Annotated in this window: 16 protein-coding genes; 5 read left to right on the forward strand and 11 right to left on the reverse strand. The window is 65.4% G+C overall.

What is annotated here, in order from left to right; genetic code table 11:
• The first annotated feature begins 10 nt into the window (after positions 1–10).
• Positions 11–1,093, forward strand: a complete 1,083-nt coding sequence (priL, locus tag E4S61_RS07875) for a DNA primase regulatory subunit PriL (protein ID WP_135303398.1) — start codon at positions 11–13, stop codon at positions 1,091–1,093.
• Here priL and E4S61_RS07880 read toward each other — a convergent pair.
• A complete protein-coding gene (locus E4S61_RS07880) occupies positions 1,090–1,299 on the reverse strand; it encodes a DUF7472 family protein (RefSeq protein ID WP_135303399.1) in 210 nt (69 codons plus the stop codon). The two genes, priL and E4S61_RS07880, sit on opposite strands and share 4 nt — an antisense overlap.
• 146 nt (positions 1,300–1,445) lie before the next feature.
• On the opposite strand from E4S61_RS07880, the gene E4S61_RS07885 reads away from it, so the two are divergent.
• Entirely contained in the window at positions 1,446–2,078 is a 633-nt protein-coding gene (locus tag E4S61_RS07885; RefSeq protein ID WP_135303400.1) for an SWIM zinc finger family protein, read from the forward strand.
• A gap of 70 nt (positions 2,079–2,148) precedes the next feature.
• Here E4S61_RS07885 and hjc read toward each other — a convergent pair whose 3' ends face one another.
• The 4 genes from hjc to E4S61_RS07905 all read right to left on the reverse strand — a co-directional run bounded on the left by hjc (position 2,149) and on the right by E4S61_RS07905 (position 5,101).
• Positions 2,149–2,667 carry a Holliday junction resolvase Hjc gene (gene hjc / locus E4S61_RS07890; protein ID WP_135303401.1) on the reverse strand — a complete coding sequence of 173 codons (519 nt, stop codon included), beginning with the start codon at positions 2,665–2,667 and terminating at the stop codon, positions 2,149–2,151.
• A 137-nt stretch (positions 2,668–2,804) separates the two neighbouring features.
• Positions 2,805–3,416 (reverse strand): DUF7139 domain-containing protein, encoded by a 612-nt coding sequence (locus E4S61_RS07895; RefSeq protein WP_135303402.1) that lies wholly within the window; start codon positions 3,414–3,416, stop codon positions 2,805–2,807.
• Between the two features lie 36 nt (positions 3,417–3,452).
• Positions 3,453–4,334: an alpha/beta fold hydrolase gene (locus E4S61_RS07900; RefSeq protein WP_245180634.1), complete on the reverse strand. Its 882-nt coding sequence runs from the start codon at positions 4,332–4,334 to the stop codon at positions 3,453–3,455.
• Positions 4,335–4,357: 23 nt separating this feature from the next.
• Entirely contained in the window at positions 4,358–5,101 is a 744-nt protein-coding gene (locus tag E4S61_RS07905) for a DNA polymerase sliding clamp (protein ID WP_135303403.1), read from the reverse strand.
• Between the two features lie 372 nt (positions 5,102–5,473).
• Here E4S61_RS07905 and E4S61_RS07910 point away from each other — a divergent pair, with 372 nt between their 5' ends.
• Positions 5,474–6,268, forward strand: coding sequence for a 23S rRNA (uridine(2552)-2'-O)-methyltransferase (locus E4S61_RS07910; RefSeq protein ID WP_135303404.1), 795 nt, complete (start codon positions 5,474–5,476; stop codon positions 6,266–6,268).
• Positions 6,269–6,344: 76 nt separating this feature from the next.
• On the opposite strand, the gene E4S61_RS07915 is transcribed toward E4S61_RS07910, so the two are convergent.
• The 4 genes from E4S61_RS07915 to E4S61_RS07930 all read right to left on the reverse strand — a co-directional run bounded on the left by E4S61_RS07915 (position 6,345) and on the right by E4S61_RS07930 (position 10,514).
• Positions 6,345–7,298 carry a dienelactone hydrolase family protein gene (locus E4S61_RS07915; RefSeq protein WP_135303405.1) on the reverse strand — a complete coding sequence of 318 codons (954 nt, stop codon included), beginning with the start codon at positions 7,296–7,298 and terminating at the stop codon, positions 6,345–6,347.
• Positions 7,299–7,363: 65 nt separating this feature from the next.
• On the reverse strand, positions 7,364–8,080 hold the full coding sequence (locus E4S61_RS07920; RefSeq protein ID WP_394346443.1) for a queuosine precursor transporter: 717 nt from the start codon (positions 8,078–8,080) through the stop codon (positions 7,364–7,366).
• Positions 8,070–8,246, reverse strand: coding sequence for a ribbon-helix-helix domain-containing protein (locus E4S61_RS07925; protein ID WP_135303406.1), 177 nt, complete (start codon positions 8,244–8,246; stop codon positions 8,070–8,072). Before E4S61_RS07925 ends, E4S61_RS07920 begins: the two co-directional genes overlap by 11 nt.
• 45 nt (positions 8,247–8,291) lie before the next feature.
• Positions 8,292–10,514: a twin-arginine translocase subunit TatC gene (locus E4S61_RS07930; protein WP_135303407.1), complete on the reverse strand. Its 2,223-nt coding sequence runs from the start codon at positions 10,512–10,514 to the stop codon at positions 8,292–8,294.
• A gap of 120 nt (positions 10,515–10,634) precedes the next feature.
• On the opposite strand from E4S61_RS07930, the gene E4S61_RS07935 reads away from it, so the two are divergent.
• The gene (locus E4S61_RS07935; RefSeq protein WP_245180636.1) at positions 10,635–12,647 is read left to right on the forward strand and encodes a twin-arginine translocase subunit TatC; all 2,013 of its coding nucleotides are present in this window, start codon (positions 10,635–10,637) and stop codon (positions 12,645–12,647) included.
• Positions 12,644–13,261 (forward strand): histidine phosphatase family protein, encoded by a 618-nt coding sequence (locus E4S61_RS07940; RefSeq protein ID WP_135303408.1) that lies wholly within the window; start codon positions 12,644–12,646, stop codon positions 13,259–13,261. The genes E4S61_RS07935 and E4S61_RS07940 overlap by 4 nt, the downstream gene beginning before the upstream one ends.
• A 93-nt stretch (positions 13,262–13,354) precedes the next feature.
• On the opposite strand, the gene E4S61_RS07945 is transcribed toward E4S61_RS07940, so the two are convergent.
• Positions 13,355–14,083 (reverse strand): hypothetical protein, encoded by a 729-nt coding sequence (locus E4S61_RS07945; protein ID WP_135303409.1) that lies wholly within the window; start codon positions 14,081–14,083, stop codon positions 13,355–13,357.
• An 80-nt stretch (positions 14,084–14,163) separates the two neighbouring features.
• Entirely contained in the window at positions 14,164–15,036 is an 873-nt protein-coding gene (larE, locus tag E4S61_RS07950; protein ID WP_135303410.1) for an ATP-dependent sacrificial sulfur transferase LarE, read from the reverse strand.
• Between the last annotated feature and the right edge of the window lie 51 nt (positions 15,037–15,087).

The raw sequence follows: 15,087 nt of genomic DNA on the forward strand, positions 1-15,087 counted from the left end.
ACGCCAGTCCATGCAGCCGCTCCACGCACGCTATCCGTTCCTCGAAGGGGCACGCGAGGCCGTCGAGGCCGCTGCGGTCGATCTGAGCGAGGTCGTCGCCACCGACGAGACCGTCACCCAGCGGGCGCTGGAGCGGGTCGAACACGCAATTACGGACGGCACCGTCGGCGAGCCACATCGGCGGACCCGCGTCGAACTGCTATCCTATCCGGTCGCGCGCGTCCTCGTCTCGCTGGTCGACCAACACGTCTGCACCCGCAAGTACGCCCGCGCGGAGGCCGAGACGGCTCACGAGCGGTTCGCCGAGGAGTTCGAACAGACGACGGAGTTCAAATCCACGCAGAGCGAGCGCGTCGAGTTACGCGACCTGCTGGCCGAGTTCGACCTCTCGGCGTCGGTCCGCGAAGCCGAGACGGGCTACTGGGTGGCCGTCGGAACCTACCTCGACCTGGCGGCCGACCAGCGGGGCGACGAGTGGCGACTGGTCAACCGACCGCTCGCGGACGGCCGGGTCCGGATCACCGACGACGACCTACACGTCTTGTTGAAACAGGCCATCCGCCACCGCGTCGAGGACGGGTTACCGTTCGACGTGCCCGACGTCATCGCCGACGAACTCGACGGGGAAGTCGAACAGCTCCGCGAGGTGCTCGCCGACCTCGACCTAACCCGCGAGATAGATACCGTCGTCCCCGAGATGTTTCCCCCGTGTATGCAGGCGCTGCTCGACCAGGTTCAGAAGGGCGAGCATCTCGAACACCACTCCCGCTTTGCCATCGCCGCCTTCCTCACCAGCATCGGGATGACGACCGACGAAATCGTGGACCTCTTTCAGGTCAACCCCGGGTTCGGCGAGGAGGCGACCCGCTATCAGGTCGACCACATCCGCGGCGACACCAGTCCGACGGAGTACTCGACGCCGGCCTGTTCGACGATGAAGTCCTACGGCGACTGCGTCAACATGGACGACCTCTGTAAGCGCATCTCCCATCCGATGGCCTACTACGAGAAGAAACTGGACGACGCCGACGACGACGAACTGGTGGACTGGCGAGAGGAGAACGGCGAGGACGAGGCCGAAGCCGACGCTTAGAACTGCTGTCGTTCCATCCAGACGCCGGCGACGAGCATCACGACGATGAACAGCCCGATAGAGCCGACGATAGCGATGCCACCCTGGTCGGTCAGTCCCCCGTTGCTCGAATAACTCGTGGAGACGAAGACGGCAGCACCGACGAAGACGACCAGCGCGACGCTGGAGATGACGATCTGCATAATTGCCTCCCGGTCGATTTCCATGTGGCGCGATATCCCCGGGCCGGGCAAAAGGGTGTCGAAGCGGCTCAGACGGACGTTCTGTCCCCACCCCCGGCGAGACATTTACGTCCGTAGAGACCCTACGTTTCGACTGGACACACCGAGAAATACAGCCGTGTCCGCCCGCTATGACTCTACTCAAGCCATCCGCAAATGCAGAACCGACTGCACTCGCACCGGACCCCAGTAGCCTCTCGTCACGCGCCGTTCGCGCGTGGACCGAGCGCATGGCCGTCCGACAACAACGAGACGGGACCTACGCGGTCGCGACCGAGAGCGGCCACACGTACGTCGTCGACTTGCGCGACCACTCCTGTACCTGCCCCGACCACGAAATTCGTGGCGAACGGTGCAAACACCTCCGGCGGGTCGCCATCGAAATCACCGCCCGCCGAATCGCCCCGCCGGGCCGCCAGCGCGCCCGCTGTGACGTTTGCGAGGAGGTGACGTTCGTCCCCGAGGAGGCCGAGCCGCCGCATCTCTGTGGCAACTGCCGCGTCGCGCCGGGCGACATCGTGGTCGACCGCGAGACCGGTGACAGTCTCGTCGTCGCCGAAGTGATGAACGAGAGAGCGAACGAGTACGTCATCGAAGCCACCGGAAAGACCGTCGCCGCCCACGACACCAACGACGGCTACCCCAAGGACGACATCGTGGTCGAGGTGACGTATCTTGGCGACGCCACGCGAAACGACAACCCACGCCGCTATGCGTTCCCGTACTCGCGTCTCAACCACACTGACGCGGAACTGGTCGGGTAGGTGAAGGTCTGCGCGTAGCGAAGAGCCTCGTGAGCAGTCGCGCGGATTCGAGCGAAGCGAGATTCTTTGCTTACTCTAGCATCGCCGCCGCCTCCTCTTTCTCCAAGTCGCCGCGTTCGAACGCCGAGAGGATGTCCAGCACCGCCTGGTCCGGCCCGTCGTCGGCCACCTCGTCCAGCGTGACCTTCCGCGTGTCGCCGACGAACTCCGCGAAGTCGGTCCCTTCCGCGAGGGCCGTCTCCTTCTTGACGCGGTAGTTGCCGCCGTCGGTCGTGTAGAGGTCGCCCGGGTGGAAGAAGTACCAGTCTTCGCGGTCGAAGCGGACGCCGACCCGCGGTTTCGCGCCGAAGTTTCGCGCGAAGAACAGCAGTGCCTCAATCTCCTCGCCGGTTAGATAGATTGGATCACCGGCGCTGGATTTCGCCTCGATAGCGTAGAACGTCTCGCCGTCGCCGGTCAGCACGTCGGGCAGTTCGCGTTCGGTCGCACTCCCGCTCGCCGGCGCTCGCATCACCGCAAAGCCCGCCTCGTCTAAGGCGTTGACGAGTTCCCGCTCGCGACGGTCCCCCTTCGCGTTCGAATTTGCCATTGGCGTTCGTTTAGCCGTGGCAGTTAAAAATGGCTCGCGGCCAGCGGAAGTGGTTACTCGTGATAGCACGTAGCAGTGTAAGCGGCTAGCAGGTTCTGGTTGCGTTTTATCCAGCCGAGTGGTTCGAGAGCGCTTCGCTACTCCTCCGCTCTCGCCTCGATTTCCCGAATGACTTCCTCAGTCTCGCCGCCGTCGCTTCGCACCGCCTTCGCGTAGCGGCGGTACTCCTGTGGCGAGACCTGCACCGTCTTCGACTCGCCCTTGTGGGTGAGTTCCAGTCGGACCATCCCCTGCGGATTGTTCCGGGTACGAAAACTCGCCATCGCGGTGAAGACGAACCAGAACGACATCGACGCGCCGATGAAGTACGCCATCGCCGTCTCGAAGGCCAGCGTCTCCGCGCCGGTCGTCCAGCGGCCGGGGTAGGCGTATTGGAAGATGGCGATACCGACCAGACAGCAGAGCGTGCCGACACCGACGCCGACCTGCTCGCGACGGCTCGACGGGAGGACGGCGACGACGGCGAGGAACATCGCCGGGATTCCCAGCCCGCCGAGCGTCCCGGCGAGCTTCTCGGCGGCACGGATGTCGGTGGCTCCGACCCAGTCCGACAGCGGCGTCGTCACCAGCAAGACGCCGACGACGACGGCAGTCGCCCCGAAGAGACCGAGGACGACCCCGGCGAAGACGCGGCGCGGGTCCCGCCCCTCGAAGCGGCGGGTTCCGTAGGCGTCGCCGAGGTTCTCCATGGCACGGGGTTGTTCCCCATCCCACAAAACGATACGTCAGACGCGCGTCGGACTGGAGACGGCCCGCAGGGCGGCGTTACCGGCCCGGCACAGCGTTCCGAGGTGGTCAGCGTCAACTGGTTCGAGCGCCGCATCGGGAATGAGTTCGGCCAGTCGCTCGCCGGTCGACGGGGCAACGTTGGTGTCCCGTTGACCCTGAAACACGGTTACTGGGACGGTCACTGACGCCAGGTCGAACGGCCACGGTCGAGCGAGCAGTGCTAGCTCTCGGACGACGCCGCCGGGACCGTCGGCCATCGCTTCCAATACGTCGGCCCGGACGAGGCGGGCCACCTCGTCGGCCGACAGCGCGTTCGTCGCGGGAGCGCCGTCAGCGACCAGCGAGCGGGCGAACGACGGGTCGCGGCGGGCGAGCGCCCATCGCTGTCCGCGGAGCAAGAGCGAGACCACCGGCGGAACGTACCGAGCCAGCGAACCGAGAACCCGCTGTGTGTTGCCTGTCTCGCCAACGCTCGGTGGGCCGCTACCGCCGACCAGCGCGATTCGGTCGACGCGCTCTAGTCGGTGACACGCCAGCGCGAACGGCGCGCCACCGGAGAACCCGACGACGTTCGCGGCGTCGATATCGAGGTGGTCCAACAGCGCGGTGACGTCGGCCGGCCACTCCTCGATGCCGACGGCCGCATCGTCCGAGCGGCCGATTCCCGGTCGGTCGGGAGCGACGAGGCGGAGTCCCTGCTCGGCGGCGGGTTCGTCGAGCAGTCGGCCGAGCAGTCTCGACCCGGGCGTCCCGTGCACGAACAGGACCGGCGTGCCGTCGGGGTCGCCGTACGTCGCGTAGGCTAGCTGTCGTCCGTTGACATCGAGAGAGGAAGGGGAGGGGGCATCGGCCGGCGTCCAGTCGCTGGCGGGGAGCATCGGAACCTATCGAATGCAGTGAGTTACTCGCTCTGGATACGCGGGGCAAGCATGTAGGTGACGCGGCCCTCGCCTTCAGCGAAGTTGAAGTGCATCTTGACGGGGAACTCCTCGCCCAGTTCCATCTCGACCTCTGCGTCTTTCGGGATGGCCTTGTTCATGTTCTTCAGGTAGTCGAGCGAGAACAGGGAGTGGGCGTCGCCGGCGGTGAGGTCGATGAGGTCGTCGCGTGTCAGTTCGAGATGGACGTCGTCGGTGTCGCCCTCGGCGTCGACGTAGAACAGTTCGTCGGTGGCATCGACACCCAGTGCGATGTGGTCGCTGACCATGTCCGCGGCGGTGACCGCGCGGTCGATGTCGCGGCCCTCGACGACGATGTGAGCCGACAAATCGAGGTCGGGCAGGTCCGGTTCCTGTCGGATGGAGTCGGGATCGATGAGCGCGAGCGTGTATTCGAGTCCGTCGATGGCGATGTGGAGTTTGCGCGTCTCCTCGTCTAAGTCGAGGTGGACCAACTGGCCGGAGTCGGCCATGCCGGCGATGTCTTCCAGTCGAGAGAGATTGACGCCGATGAGTCCGCCGTCCGTCTCGTAGGATTCGAAAGCCGCCGCGTCCAGTCGGAGGTCGACCATGCCGACGTTGGCTGGGTCGACCGCTCGAATCTCCAGCCCGTCGTCTTCGAGGTGGATCTTGCATTCGTCCACCAGCACGCTCACAGAGTCGAGAGCCGCCTGGAGCGTGTCCGCGCTCACAATGGCGTTGAACATCTTGAACCGGGCTACGCCCCCATGCATTAAAAAGCCCCTCATTGAATCCGCGTGCGCGTGCGACCCCCAATCAGCAGATGACGGAGTCCCGCCGGGCATCTCTTCGTTATCAACTCACAGGGGAATGGAGGGAAAAAGACAGCGGTATTCCGTCTCGAACGGCTCGGGTCGGACCAACTCGAAGCCGGCGTTAGCGGCGACTTCAACACCGGAACGGCCGCGGGCGGCAACGGTGACGGCGGGAGCGGTGCGGGCGGGCCGGGTTTCGGCGTCGCTGCCCCATCGCCGCGGCGCTCGGCTACGGCGCGTTACGCGGTAAGTAGAACCCGGAGAACGACACCCATAACCGCCTCGGCGGGCTACTCGGGGCAAATGAGCCGGAAAGACGAATACTACAACAAGGCGAAACAACAGGGCTACCGCGCCCGCTCGGCCTACAAGCTCCAGCAGCTAGACGAGACGGCCGGGCTCTTCGGTGAGGGCCGGACCGTCGTTGACCTCGGAGCCGCGCCGGGCGGCTGGCTGCAGGTCGCCGCCGAGCGCGTCGGCGAGCGAGGGACCGTCGTCGGCGTCGACCGCCAGCGAATAGATCCGCTCGACGACCCCGAGCCGTCCGTCGAGTACGTCCGCGGCGACATGACCGACGAGAGCACGAAAATCGAAATCCGCGACGTGGTCGGTGGCGTGGACGACGAACGCGGCGGACCCGTCGATGTAGTCATCTCCGACATGGCTCCGAACATGACCGGCGAGTACGACTTAGACCACGCTCGCTCGGTTCATCTGGTTCGACAGGCCTTCGAAGTGGCGACGGACCTCCTCGACACGGGCGGGGACTTCGCCGCGAAGGTGTTCGACGGACAGGACCTAGAGGACCTGATAGCCGACATCGAACCAGAGTTCGAGTACGTCCGCGAGGTCCGCCCCGACGCCTCCCGGGACTCCTCCTCGGAGCTGTATCTGGTGGCGAAACACCGCCTGACCGCGCCAGTCCGTGAAGGCGATGTGATCGAGGTGACCATCGAGGACATCGGCGAGGAGGGCGACGGCATCGCGAAAGTCGAGGACTTCACCGTCTTCGTCAGCGGTGTCGAGGAAGGCGAGACGCTCGACGTGCGCGTCGACGACGTGAAACCCCGCTACGCGTTCGCGCAACCGACCGAGTAGGGAGCGCCGCTTTCTTCGCTTACTTACGTCGCTGTCTCGCGGGCGGTGCCCGCTCGGCGTACCGAGGTTCCTCGTTTCACTCGGAACCTCGCAATGTCTCGTTGAGGAACCGCAACGTCTTCGACCAGGCATCTCTCGTCGCTTCGGGCTGGAAGCTCTCGCCGCTCGGGTTGGCGAAGGCGTGACCGGCTCCCTCGTAGACGTATATCTCGTGTTCGACGCCGAGCGCATCCAGCACTCGGTTGAACTCGCGGACGGACTCGACGGGGACGACCTGATCTTCCGCGCCGAAGATGCCCAGTACCGGGCCGTCGATATTCCGGAGCGTCGATTCGTTCGTCGTCAGCGTCCCGTAGTAGATGACCGTCGCGTTCAGATCCGCGTCGCTCAGGCTTAGTTGGAGGCTCTGACCGCCACCGAAACACCAGCCGAGACTGGCGACCTGGTCGGTCGTGTTCGGGTGGGCGCGCAGCCCCGCGGTCGCGTTGCTCATCTTCGCCACCGCCTCGTCGGGATTGTTCCGCACTTCACCGGAGAGTTGAGCGGCTTCCGAGGAGTTCGTCGCCACGCGGCCGTCGTAGAGGTCGACAGCGAAGACGACGTAGCCGTGGCCCGCGAGGATGTCGGCCATGTGCCTGATGTTCTCGTTGAGTCCCCACCACTCGTGAATCATGACGACGGCGGGGTAGGACCCGTTATCAGCCGGCCGAGCGAGGTAGCCGGACGTGCCGTTGATGGTCGTGTTCTTAGCGGTTATTGCAGAGAGATTCTCCGCGCTGAAGATGTCGGCGTTCGACCCGTTCGTGACTACACGACAGGTCCCGTTCTTCTCGATCGCACCCGGTTGACACCCCATGTGCGGCGTCTGGGTGTACGACGCCGTCGGTGCGTCCGTGGGAACTGGTGTCGTGGTGGCCGTCGTCGCGGTGGCGTTCGTCTGCGCGGCCGCCTCACTCCCTTGGAGCGCTCCCGAGCAGCCGCTCAAGAGCAACAGTACTGCCAGCGTCAATGCAAAAGCTGTGGTTCGCATATCCTGTTAGGTAAGCTACACGAATCAAAGCAGTTGTGACGGATTGGCCACGGATACTCCTCAACTCAATCAGCTCGTGTGGGGACACTACCGACGCCGTTGCCACGAGCGAATCCGACGACGGCGTAGACGAACGGCGTGTCGACCAGCGCGATAGTGAGTTTCAGGAGGTACTGACCGACGACGAGCGAGAACGCTCCAGCGAGCCCCATTCCCTGAAAGAGGACGAAGCCGACGCCGACGAAGATGATCGTATCGACGAGCTGGCTCGTGGCCGTCGAGCCGACGTTGCGAAGCCAGAGCGCGTCTCCGTCAGTCGCGTCCCGCAGTGCGTGAAAGAGGAACACGTCGAGGTTCTGGCTGACGACGTAGGCCATGAGACTGGCGACGACGATGCCAGTACTGGCCGCCAGCACGTTCCGGAACGCCGTGGGATCTACGGGTTGGGCCGCCGCGGGCAGGCCAGGCGCGAGAATCGTGCTCCAGACCAGCGCCAGCAGGACGAAGTTCATGGCGAAGCCGACGTTGACGACGACGGTGGCGGCCCGCCGGCCGTACAGTTCGGCGTAGCAATCGGAGGCGAAGAAGGTTAGCGCGTACGCCAGCGCCGCGCCGGGCAGAACCAGCGTGTCGCCAGCGAGCGGCAGCGAGAACGGGAGATCGAAGGCGAGCAGTTTCGACGCCGTGACCTGGGAGACGACCAGCGCCGTCACGAACAGCGCGACGAGAGCGATCCGGACGGGTTGGCCGTCGCTACGCATCGTCTGGCCGTCACTGCTCATCGTCTAATCGTCCCTGTCGCTCGTCGATGTCGTCCAGCAGGTCGAGCGTCTTGCGGATGGAGGCGCGGATGGCCTCGCTCCGGTTGACGAACTTTCCGTCCTCACCGACGTGTTCGTCTAAGTCCCCCAGTAGCTCGGCGGGCACTTCGACGCTTATCTTGGGCATATCTGGAGAATATCGACAGGCCCGCTTAAATCAGTCGGCTCGCCGTCAGTCCGCGGGGTCGCTCCGGCCTTTCGGCGTCCGGCGGCCGCCCAGCGTGTACACCCAGAGGATGCCCAGACCGACGAGGTACGCGAGCGACACCGGGATGCCGACCAGCAGCATCGTGAAGATGCCGCTGGGCGAGAGGATGGCCGAGAGCGCGACGATGGCGATGACCACCTCGCGCCAGCGTTTGTACATCAGCTCGAAGGGGACGATGCCACCCCGGTGAAACAGGAACATCGTCACGGGAATCTCCACGAGCAGACCGATACCGACGGTGAGGAAGAACACCAACCACCCGAACTTGCTGATGCGGTAGGCGATGACCATGTTCGCCTGCAACTGGTCGTAGGCGATCGCCGAGATGGTCATCGGCGCGACGTAGAGAAAGCCCAACAGACTCCCACCGACGAGTGCCACGAACACCGTCCCGCCCCAGACGAGCAGGACGTTGCGGTCACCGACGACGAAGCCGCGTTCGCGCAACGCCGGCCATGCGAAGTACAGTAACAGCGGAACGACGGAGACGAACCCGAGGATGGTCGAGAACTTCACGATGAAGACGAGGTGCTCGACTGGATGGAGCGTGACGATGTCGAACCCTTCGGCCATTCCCGGCGGCAGACGGCTGACGAAGGTGTTCTGTAGCCGCTCGATGCCGCCCGAATAGAGGAAGAAGAATGCGCCGGCGAGGACGGCACCGAACACGCCCATGATCCAGAACGCCTTGGATGCGATGGAGTCGAAGATAAAGCGCAGGTCGTAGTAGTACCCGCCGACATCGTCTTCGGTCTTCTCCTCCTCGGAGAAGGCGCTCATCATGCCGGCGGTGGTCGAAGCGAGGACGTTCTCGTCTTCGCCGCCGTCGCCACTCTCGGCTGTCGCGGCGTCGGCGTTGGCAGCCTGAGCGACCTCCTGATCGGATTCGTCGCCCTCGTTGGCCATATCCCAGCGGTCGAGGATGAGCTGGGCCTTCTCCTGGTCGCCCTCCGAGAGCGCAGTGTCGGCGTGGGCCAGCGCCTGTTCCTCGCTCATTTCCTCGAACACTTCCGGCGGCGCGACTTCGACGGCCGCCCCGTCGATCTCGTCGATGTCGATGGCCGTCGGGTCGCCGTGTCGCCGGCCCGAGGGGGCAGCGCTCTGGCCTAGCGCCTTCAGGACGTAGTAGTAGAGGACGCCGACGGCGACGAGGAGGCCGAGCGCCGCGCCGAGAACGATGGCCGTCGTCTCGGCCGTGAGGCCGAACAGCGCCGGGCGTGCGAGGTTTCCGGTGAGCCGCGAGGAGTACTGGGCGGCGTACGCTTCGGCCGCCTGCACGTACTCGAAGGCCGACGTGGTCAACACGAGGTACACCGCGCCGCCGACGGCGACGACGACGCCCAGCAGGACGTTCCAGTGACTCGCGGCGACTCGTCGCGTGCTGATGAGGTCCGAAGAGCGTTTGATCGTAACCGCGAGCTTCGAGAGCGCGAGACTCAGCGCGTAGAGGCCACACAGCGGTGCGGCCCACATGATCTGCGTAAAGGGGTCCGGCGGCGAGAACAGCGCCCCGAAGGCGAAGATGATGACCACGGCGTAGCGCCACTTGTCCCGGAACGTCTCGTAGGGGACGATCCCGGTGTACGAAAGGACGGTCATCAACAGCGGCAACTGCGCGGCGAGTCCGAACGACGCCGCCAGCAAGAAGACGAACTGCGCCCATTTGACGATGGAGTATTGCGGCTTGAACCCAGCGGAGATCGCGTTGCCCGCCAGGAAGTTGAACATCATCGGGAAGAACAGTTCGTAGGCATAGGCGACGCCGACGGCGAACAGCCCCAGACTGGTGAAGACGAACAGCGCCCCTTTCCAGACCGGGATGTGTTCGGCGGGCCACCATCCCCGCTGGCGCAGTCCGTCCCGCCCAAAGTAGACGAGCAGGGGCAAGGCCATGAGAATGCCGACGACGGCCCCAATCTTCACCTGCAAGAGGATGACGTCGAAGGGCGTGACCGCGACGATGTTCGCGGCCTCCTGCGTCGTGAGGTCCATCTTCGAGTACAGGAGGTCCTGCTTGAGCTGGTCCCAGACCCCGTATTGCAGGGCCATGATGGTCCCCATCATTCCGACGACGAAGACGATGAACACCTTCTGGAGGTGCGTCTGTGCGGTGCCGAGCATCGCCCCCAGCGTCGCCCGACCGCTTTGGACAGTCTGGACGGTGTCCTCGTCTATCGCACTCGCCATCTTCCGTGAGGATAGCCGAGTCGTCGTTATCAATTTGTCCATCACGCGAGCGTCCGAACCCCCTGAGCGTGGCCGCTCGAAAAGAAAGTTTACAACTACCACCCCCAAATGCAGTGCCAGATGGTGGACGGCGACGAGGACGAGGAGCGCTCCGACCCCGATGAGCCGCGCGACCCACCAACGTTGGACGACAACGAAGCCGAGGTCAATCCGCAGGACGACCAAGACACGTCCGACGACGAACTCGCAGTCGAGGACGAATCGACGGCTGCCGAGTGGTTCGACTCCGAGACCGACAGTAACGATGGCCAAGACGAGGCTCCTCCGGAGCCGCACGAGGAGGAGCCTGACGGCGACGAGACGGTCGACAACGCCGTCGTCGACGACTCGGCGTCGGGACTTGGCTCCGGAGCGTCCGACGACGACGAACCGCTCGTCTCGCCCGACGAAGACGACAACGAGGCCGAGTTCAACCCGCCAGAGCGCGACTACGACGAGGACCGGTACGCGGAGCCCGAGGAGGACCTGCCGGACACCGATTCGATGGCGTCGGGCGGCCTCGACTCCGAGCGGATCGAACGCGACGACGACCTCGAACCCATAAGCGACGACCTCGACCCGATAGGCGACGCGCCCGCCGGTGGCAACGAGGCGACCACCGGGGCACACGCCCTGCCTGAACCGACGCGACCCGGCCTGTTCGACCGTGAACCGGCCGATGTCGAAGCCGCTGTCCCGGCCGACGTGCCCGTCGACCGGGGAATCCCCCCGACGCCGAGTCACGACTCGGACGCTGGCGGTGCGCCGGCGACTGGCGCTGGCGACCCGGGGCACGGCTCTAACGGGGAAGCGGGACTCGGCGGCGCGCCCGACGACCAGGAGATGCCGCTCGCCGACCACGTCGAGGAGATGGCGATGCGCCTGTTCGTCGTCGTCGGCGTGATGTCCGTCGTCGCCGTCCTCACCCTTCCCGTCTCGGACGAGCTCATCAACTTCCTCTGGTACTCCTTCCTCGACGGCCCTGCCGAAGCCTGTAGCCAGGTCGCCGTCAGCGCCCAGCAGGGCGGCGAGGCCGTCGGCCCCGCCGGTGCGGACTGTCCGCACATCTACAGCCCGCTGTCGCTGATATTCGCGCGGCTGAAAGTCGCGTCGTTAGTGGGCATGATCGTCGCTCTGCCGGTCTTCGTCTACCAGACGTACTTGTTCATGCGACCGGGGCTGTACCCCCGCGAGCGGCGCTACTACCTCGCCGCGGTCCCGACGAGCCTCGTGCTCGCAGCCGTCGGCGTCGCCTTCGCGTACTTCGCCGTCCTGCGGGCGATGTTTGATTACTTCAGCGTCTACTCCGACCGGGCCGCCGACCTCGCGTTCGGGCTGGGCGATACGTTCAGCCTCATGGTCCTGATGCTCGGCTTCTTCGCGCTGGTCTTCCAGATTCCGCTGTTCGTGATGCTCGCCATCATGATGGGCGTGACGACCCGGCGGTGGCTCGTCGAGCGCCGCCTCTACTTCTGGGGCGGGTTCGCCGCTGTCGCATTCGTCTTCAGTCCCGACCCCACCGGGATGGCCCCGCTGATGGTCGCCGTGACGATGATCGGCCTCTTCGAGGGGACGCTCCTGCTGTTGAAGTGGACCGGGAGCAGTTCGCCCATCCCGAGCATCGACGACCTCACGGACCGCCGACCGACCATCTACGCGCTGTTCGCGCTGGTCGGCTACGTCGTGAGTCCCCTCCCAGTCCCCACCGGCTACTACGAGGAGTTGCCCGCGACGATAACGGACACGCTGGCAACGGTGGGGCTCGCCCCGCCGATACTCGTCGGCGGCGGCCTCATCGTCCTGTTCGAGCTGACGGCGTACGTCAACAAGAACTACTACGGGAGCGTCCGCCTCTGGCGGGGTCTCCGCCGGGCCCGCCTGCCGCTCTGGACGGTGGCCATCGTCGTCGGCTACCTCTCCAGTCCCGACCCCGCGCTGTTCCGCCTCGTCCAGCAGTTCAGCGTCGAACCGACCATCGCGGCGGCTATCGCCGTCGGCCTCGTCGTCCTCTTCGAGGGGACGCTCGCGCTCGCTCGCTGGCGGAGCGGTGACCCCGAGGACGACCATGATGCGGAATTCGAGGCCGAGACATGAGCACGGTGCTCGTCGTCCGCCACGGCGAGACTGCCTGGAACCGCGAGGGCCGCGTCCAGGGGTGGGCACCGACCGAACTGACCGACCGCGGCCGCGAGCAAGCGACGGCGCTGGGTTCGTGGCTCGCCGAGAACTACGACGTGGACCGTGTCCGCTCCTCGGACCTCCAACGGACCCGTGAGACAGCCGAACACGCGGTCGACGCCGCCGAGGCCCTCCCCGACCCGACGGTCGACGAGTCGTGGCGCGAACGCGGCTTCGGCGTCTATCAGGGCTTTCTCGCCAAGGACCTCTTCGACCGCCATCCCGGCCACGAGCCGGAAGCGAGCGTCTCGGTTCTCGACGCCGCCCCCGAGGGCGGCGAGAGTATTGTGGCCTTTTGTGACCGCGTCGAGTCGGCGTGGACGGAGTTCTGCGAGACGGTCGACGACGGCGAGACGGTGGTGCTGGTCACCCACGGCGGCGTCATCAAAATCCTGCTCTCGGTCGTGGCCGACCGCGGCCGCGAGCAGACGCTCTCGGGCCACTCGCCGCCGAACTGCTCGGTGACCGAGATTCGTCTCGACGGCGACGAGCCGGAGCTCGTGAGTGAAGGCGACGCGGTGTGGGACTAGCGAGGTTCCGAACGAAGTGCGGAACCTCGAATTGCGAGCGGTGACAGCAGGGAACCGCGAGCAGTAGCGAAGACCGCGGAAGCGCAGCGGCGTTCACCTATCGGAGTCACCGACGTACGACACGTCGATCGTCACATCGACCCGATGCCGAAGGCGGACCAGTAGCACGAAACCGACGGAGGAGGCCGCGACGGTCGCGAGATTCACCATCCCCTCCGCTATTGGATCGACGTCTTCTGGCGGCCGCCGAAACACCCGATAGTACGACCCGTTGCTCAGCCGTATCGGCGTCGCCGGCGGCACCACCGCACGATAGGACGCTGTGTCACCCGTTCGGGCCGTCTCTGCGACGACCGGTGGAACGTCATGGGAGGCTACAGCACGGGAAATATCCCGAAGCGCCGTTTCCGGTGGCACGGCGTCGAGTGCCAGCTCGACTGGATACAGCCCGTCGCTCCGCTGTGCGGAGCTGTTCGTGACGGTGGTCGTCTCGTAGACAGTGCCGTTCAGCAGCACGTATCGGTACTCGTCGGAGAACCTGTTCAAATTCGACGACGGGTTTGTGCTGTACCAGCCGCTCGGAACCGTCTCGTTCTCGAGGAGCAACCGTTCGAAGGCACACGGGCGAATTCGCAACAGCCCCGAGCATGCGATCTGGTCGCTGATAGCGGCCCCCGGTGGGACAGCGTCCGGGGCGGCGTACTCGATACCGGCGTCGGTCGTCGTGACTTCGACGCGCTCGTAGCGGTACTGCGAATCGGCGAGATGCAGAGCGGGCATCCAGAGGGGGGCGACGAGGAAGGCTACGGCCACGAGCCCCACGAACGCGTCGCGGAGGGCATCGAATACGTCGATGGTGAGAGAGGAGAAAAGTCTTGCTCGGTTCGAAAGGGGCAGCGCAGTCAGTCGTCGACGCTCGGGTAGTCGGCGTCGAAGACGTTCGAGACCACGTCGTCCTCACTTTGCTCCTCTTCGGGGCTGACGCTGCCGGTCTGGTAGCCGTGGAGGTCGAGCGTGACGTGGTCGAAGCCACAATCTTCGACGTGGTCGCGAGCCGCCCGGACGAAGTCGGGGTCCAGCGCCGCCTCCAGTTCCGCCTCGCCGACTTCGATGCGGGCCAGGCCGTCGTGGTCGCGCACGCGGAACTGCTCGAAACCCCACGTCCGGAGTAGACGTTCGGCCTTCTCGACGCGAGAGAGTCGGTCTTCGGTCACTTCGAGACCGGTCGGGATGCGCGAGGAGAGACACGCCATCGAGGGCTTGTCGGCGACCGAGAGGTCGTACTCGCGAGCGATGTCACGGACCTCGGGCTTCTCGATGTCGTGTTCCAGGAGCGGGGAGTAGGCGTCCAGTTCCTCGACGGCTCGGAGACCGGGGCGGTGGCCCTCGCCCACGTCGGAGGCGTTGGTGCCGTCACAGACCACGTCGATGCCCAGTTCCCGAGCGCGGTCGTACATCGCGCCCAGTCGCATCGACCGGCAGTGATAACACCGCATGTCGTCGTTCTCGATGAACTCCTGACTGTCGAGTTCGGAGAACTCCACGATCTCGTGGCGGATGCCGATCTCCTCGGCGACCCGGGTTGCGTCCTCCAACTCGGCGGCGGGCAGCGTCTCGGACTTTGCGGTACAGGCGATGGCGTCCTCGCCGAGGGCGTCGTGGGCCAGCGCCGCGACGACGCTCGAATCGACGCCACCGGAGAACGCGACGAGCACGCCGTCACGCGATTGTAGGTCCTCGCGGGCGGCGGCCAGTTTCTCCGCGACAGCAGACATGAACTCCCCTATCGGGCGGACGGCAAAAACGCCTTCGCGTCGGGCCTCCCT

It is taken from the genome of Haloarcula amylovorans (genome assembly GCF_004681185.1).
Lineage (GTDB): Archaea > Halobacteriota > Halobacteria > Halobacteriales > Haloarculaceae > Haloarcula > Haloarcula amylovorans.

Coding starts and splice junctions, on each gene's coding strand:
- hjc (WP_135303401.1), bottom strand. CDS start 2,667: ATGGCAAATTCGAACGCGAAGGGGGACCGTCGCGAGCGGGAACTCGTC.
- larE (WP_135303410.1), bottom strand. CDS start 15,036: ATGTCTGCTGTCGCGGAGAAACTGGCCGCCGCCCGCGAGGACCTACAA.
- E4S61_RS07915 (WP_135303405.1), bottom strand. CDS start 7,298: ATGCGAACCACAGCTTTTGCATTGACGCTGGCAGTACTGTTGCTCTTG.
- E4S61_RS07880 (WP_135303399.1), bottom strand. CDS start 1,299: ATGGAAATCGACCGGGAGGCAATTATGCAGATCGTCATCTCCAGCGTC.
- E4S61_RS07900 (WP_245180634.1), bottom strand. CDS start 4,334: ATGCTCCCCGCCAGCGACTGGACGCCGGCCGATGCCCCCTCCCCTTCC.
- E4S61_RS07935 (WP_245180636.1), top strand. CDS start 10,635: ATGGTGGACGGCGACGAGGACGAGGAGCGCTCCGACCCCGATGAGCCG.
- E4S61_RS07925 (WP_135303406.1), bottom strand. CDS start 8,246: ATGCCCAAGATAAGCGTCGAAGTGCCCGCCGAGCTACTGGGGGACTTA.
- priL (WP_135303398.1), top strand. CDS start 11: ATGCAGCCGCTCCACGCACGCTATCCGTTCCTCGAAGGGGCACGCGAG.
- E4S61_RS07895 (WP_135303402.1), bottom strand. CDS start 3,416: ATGGAGAACCTCGGCGACGCCTACGGAACCCGCCGCTTCGAGGGGCGG.
- E4S61_RS07905 (WP_135303403.1), bottom strand. CDS start 5,101: ATGTTCAACGCCATTGTGAGCGCGGACACGCTCCAGGCGGCTCTCGAC.
- E4S61_RS07920 (WP_394346443.1), bottom strand. CDS start 8,080: ATGAGCAGTGACGGCCAGACGATGCGTAGCGACGGCCAACCCGTCCGG.
- E4S61_RS07885 (WP_135303400.1), top strand. CDS start 1,446: ATGACTCTACTCAAGCCATCCGCAAATGCAGAACCGACTGCACTCGCA.
- E4S61_RS07930 (WP_135303407.1), bottom strand. CDS start 10,514: ATGGCGAGTGCGATAGACGAGGACACCGTCCAGACTGTCCAAAGCGGT.
- E4S61_RS07940 (WP_135303408.1), top strand. CDS start 12,644: ATGAGCACGGTGCTCGTCGTCCGCCACGGCGAGACTGCCTGGAACCGC.
- E4S61_RS07910 (WP_135303404.1), top strand. CDS start 5,474: ATGAGCCGGAAAGACGAATACTACAACAAGGCGAAACAACAGGGCTAC.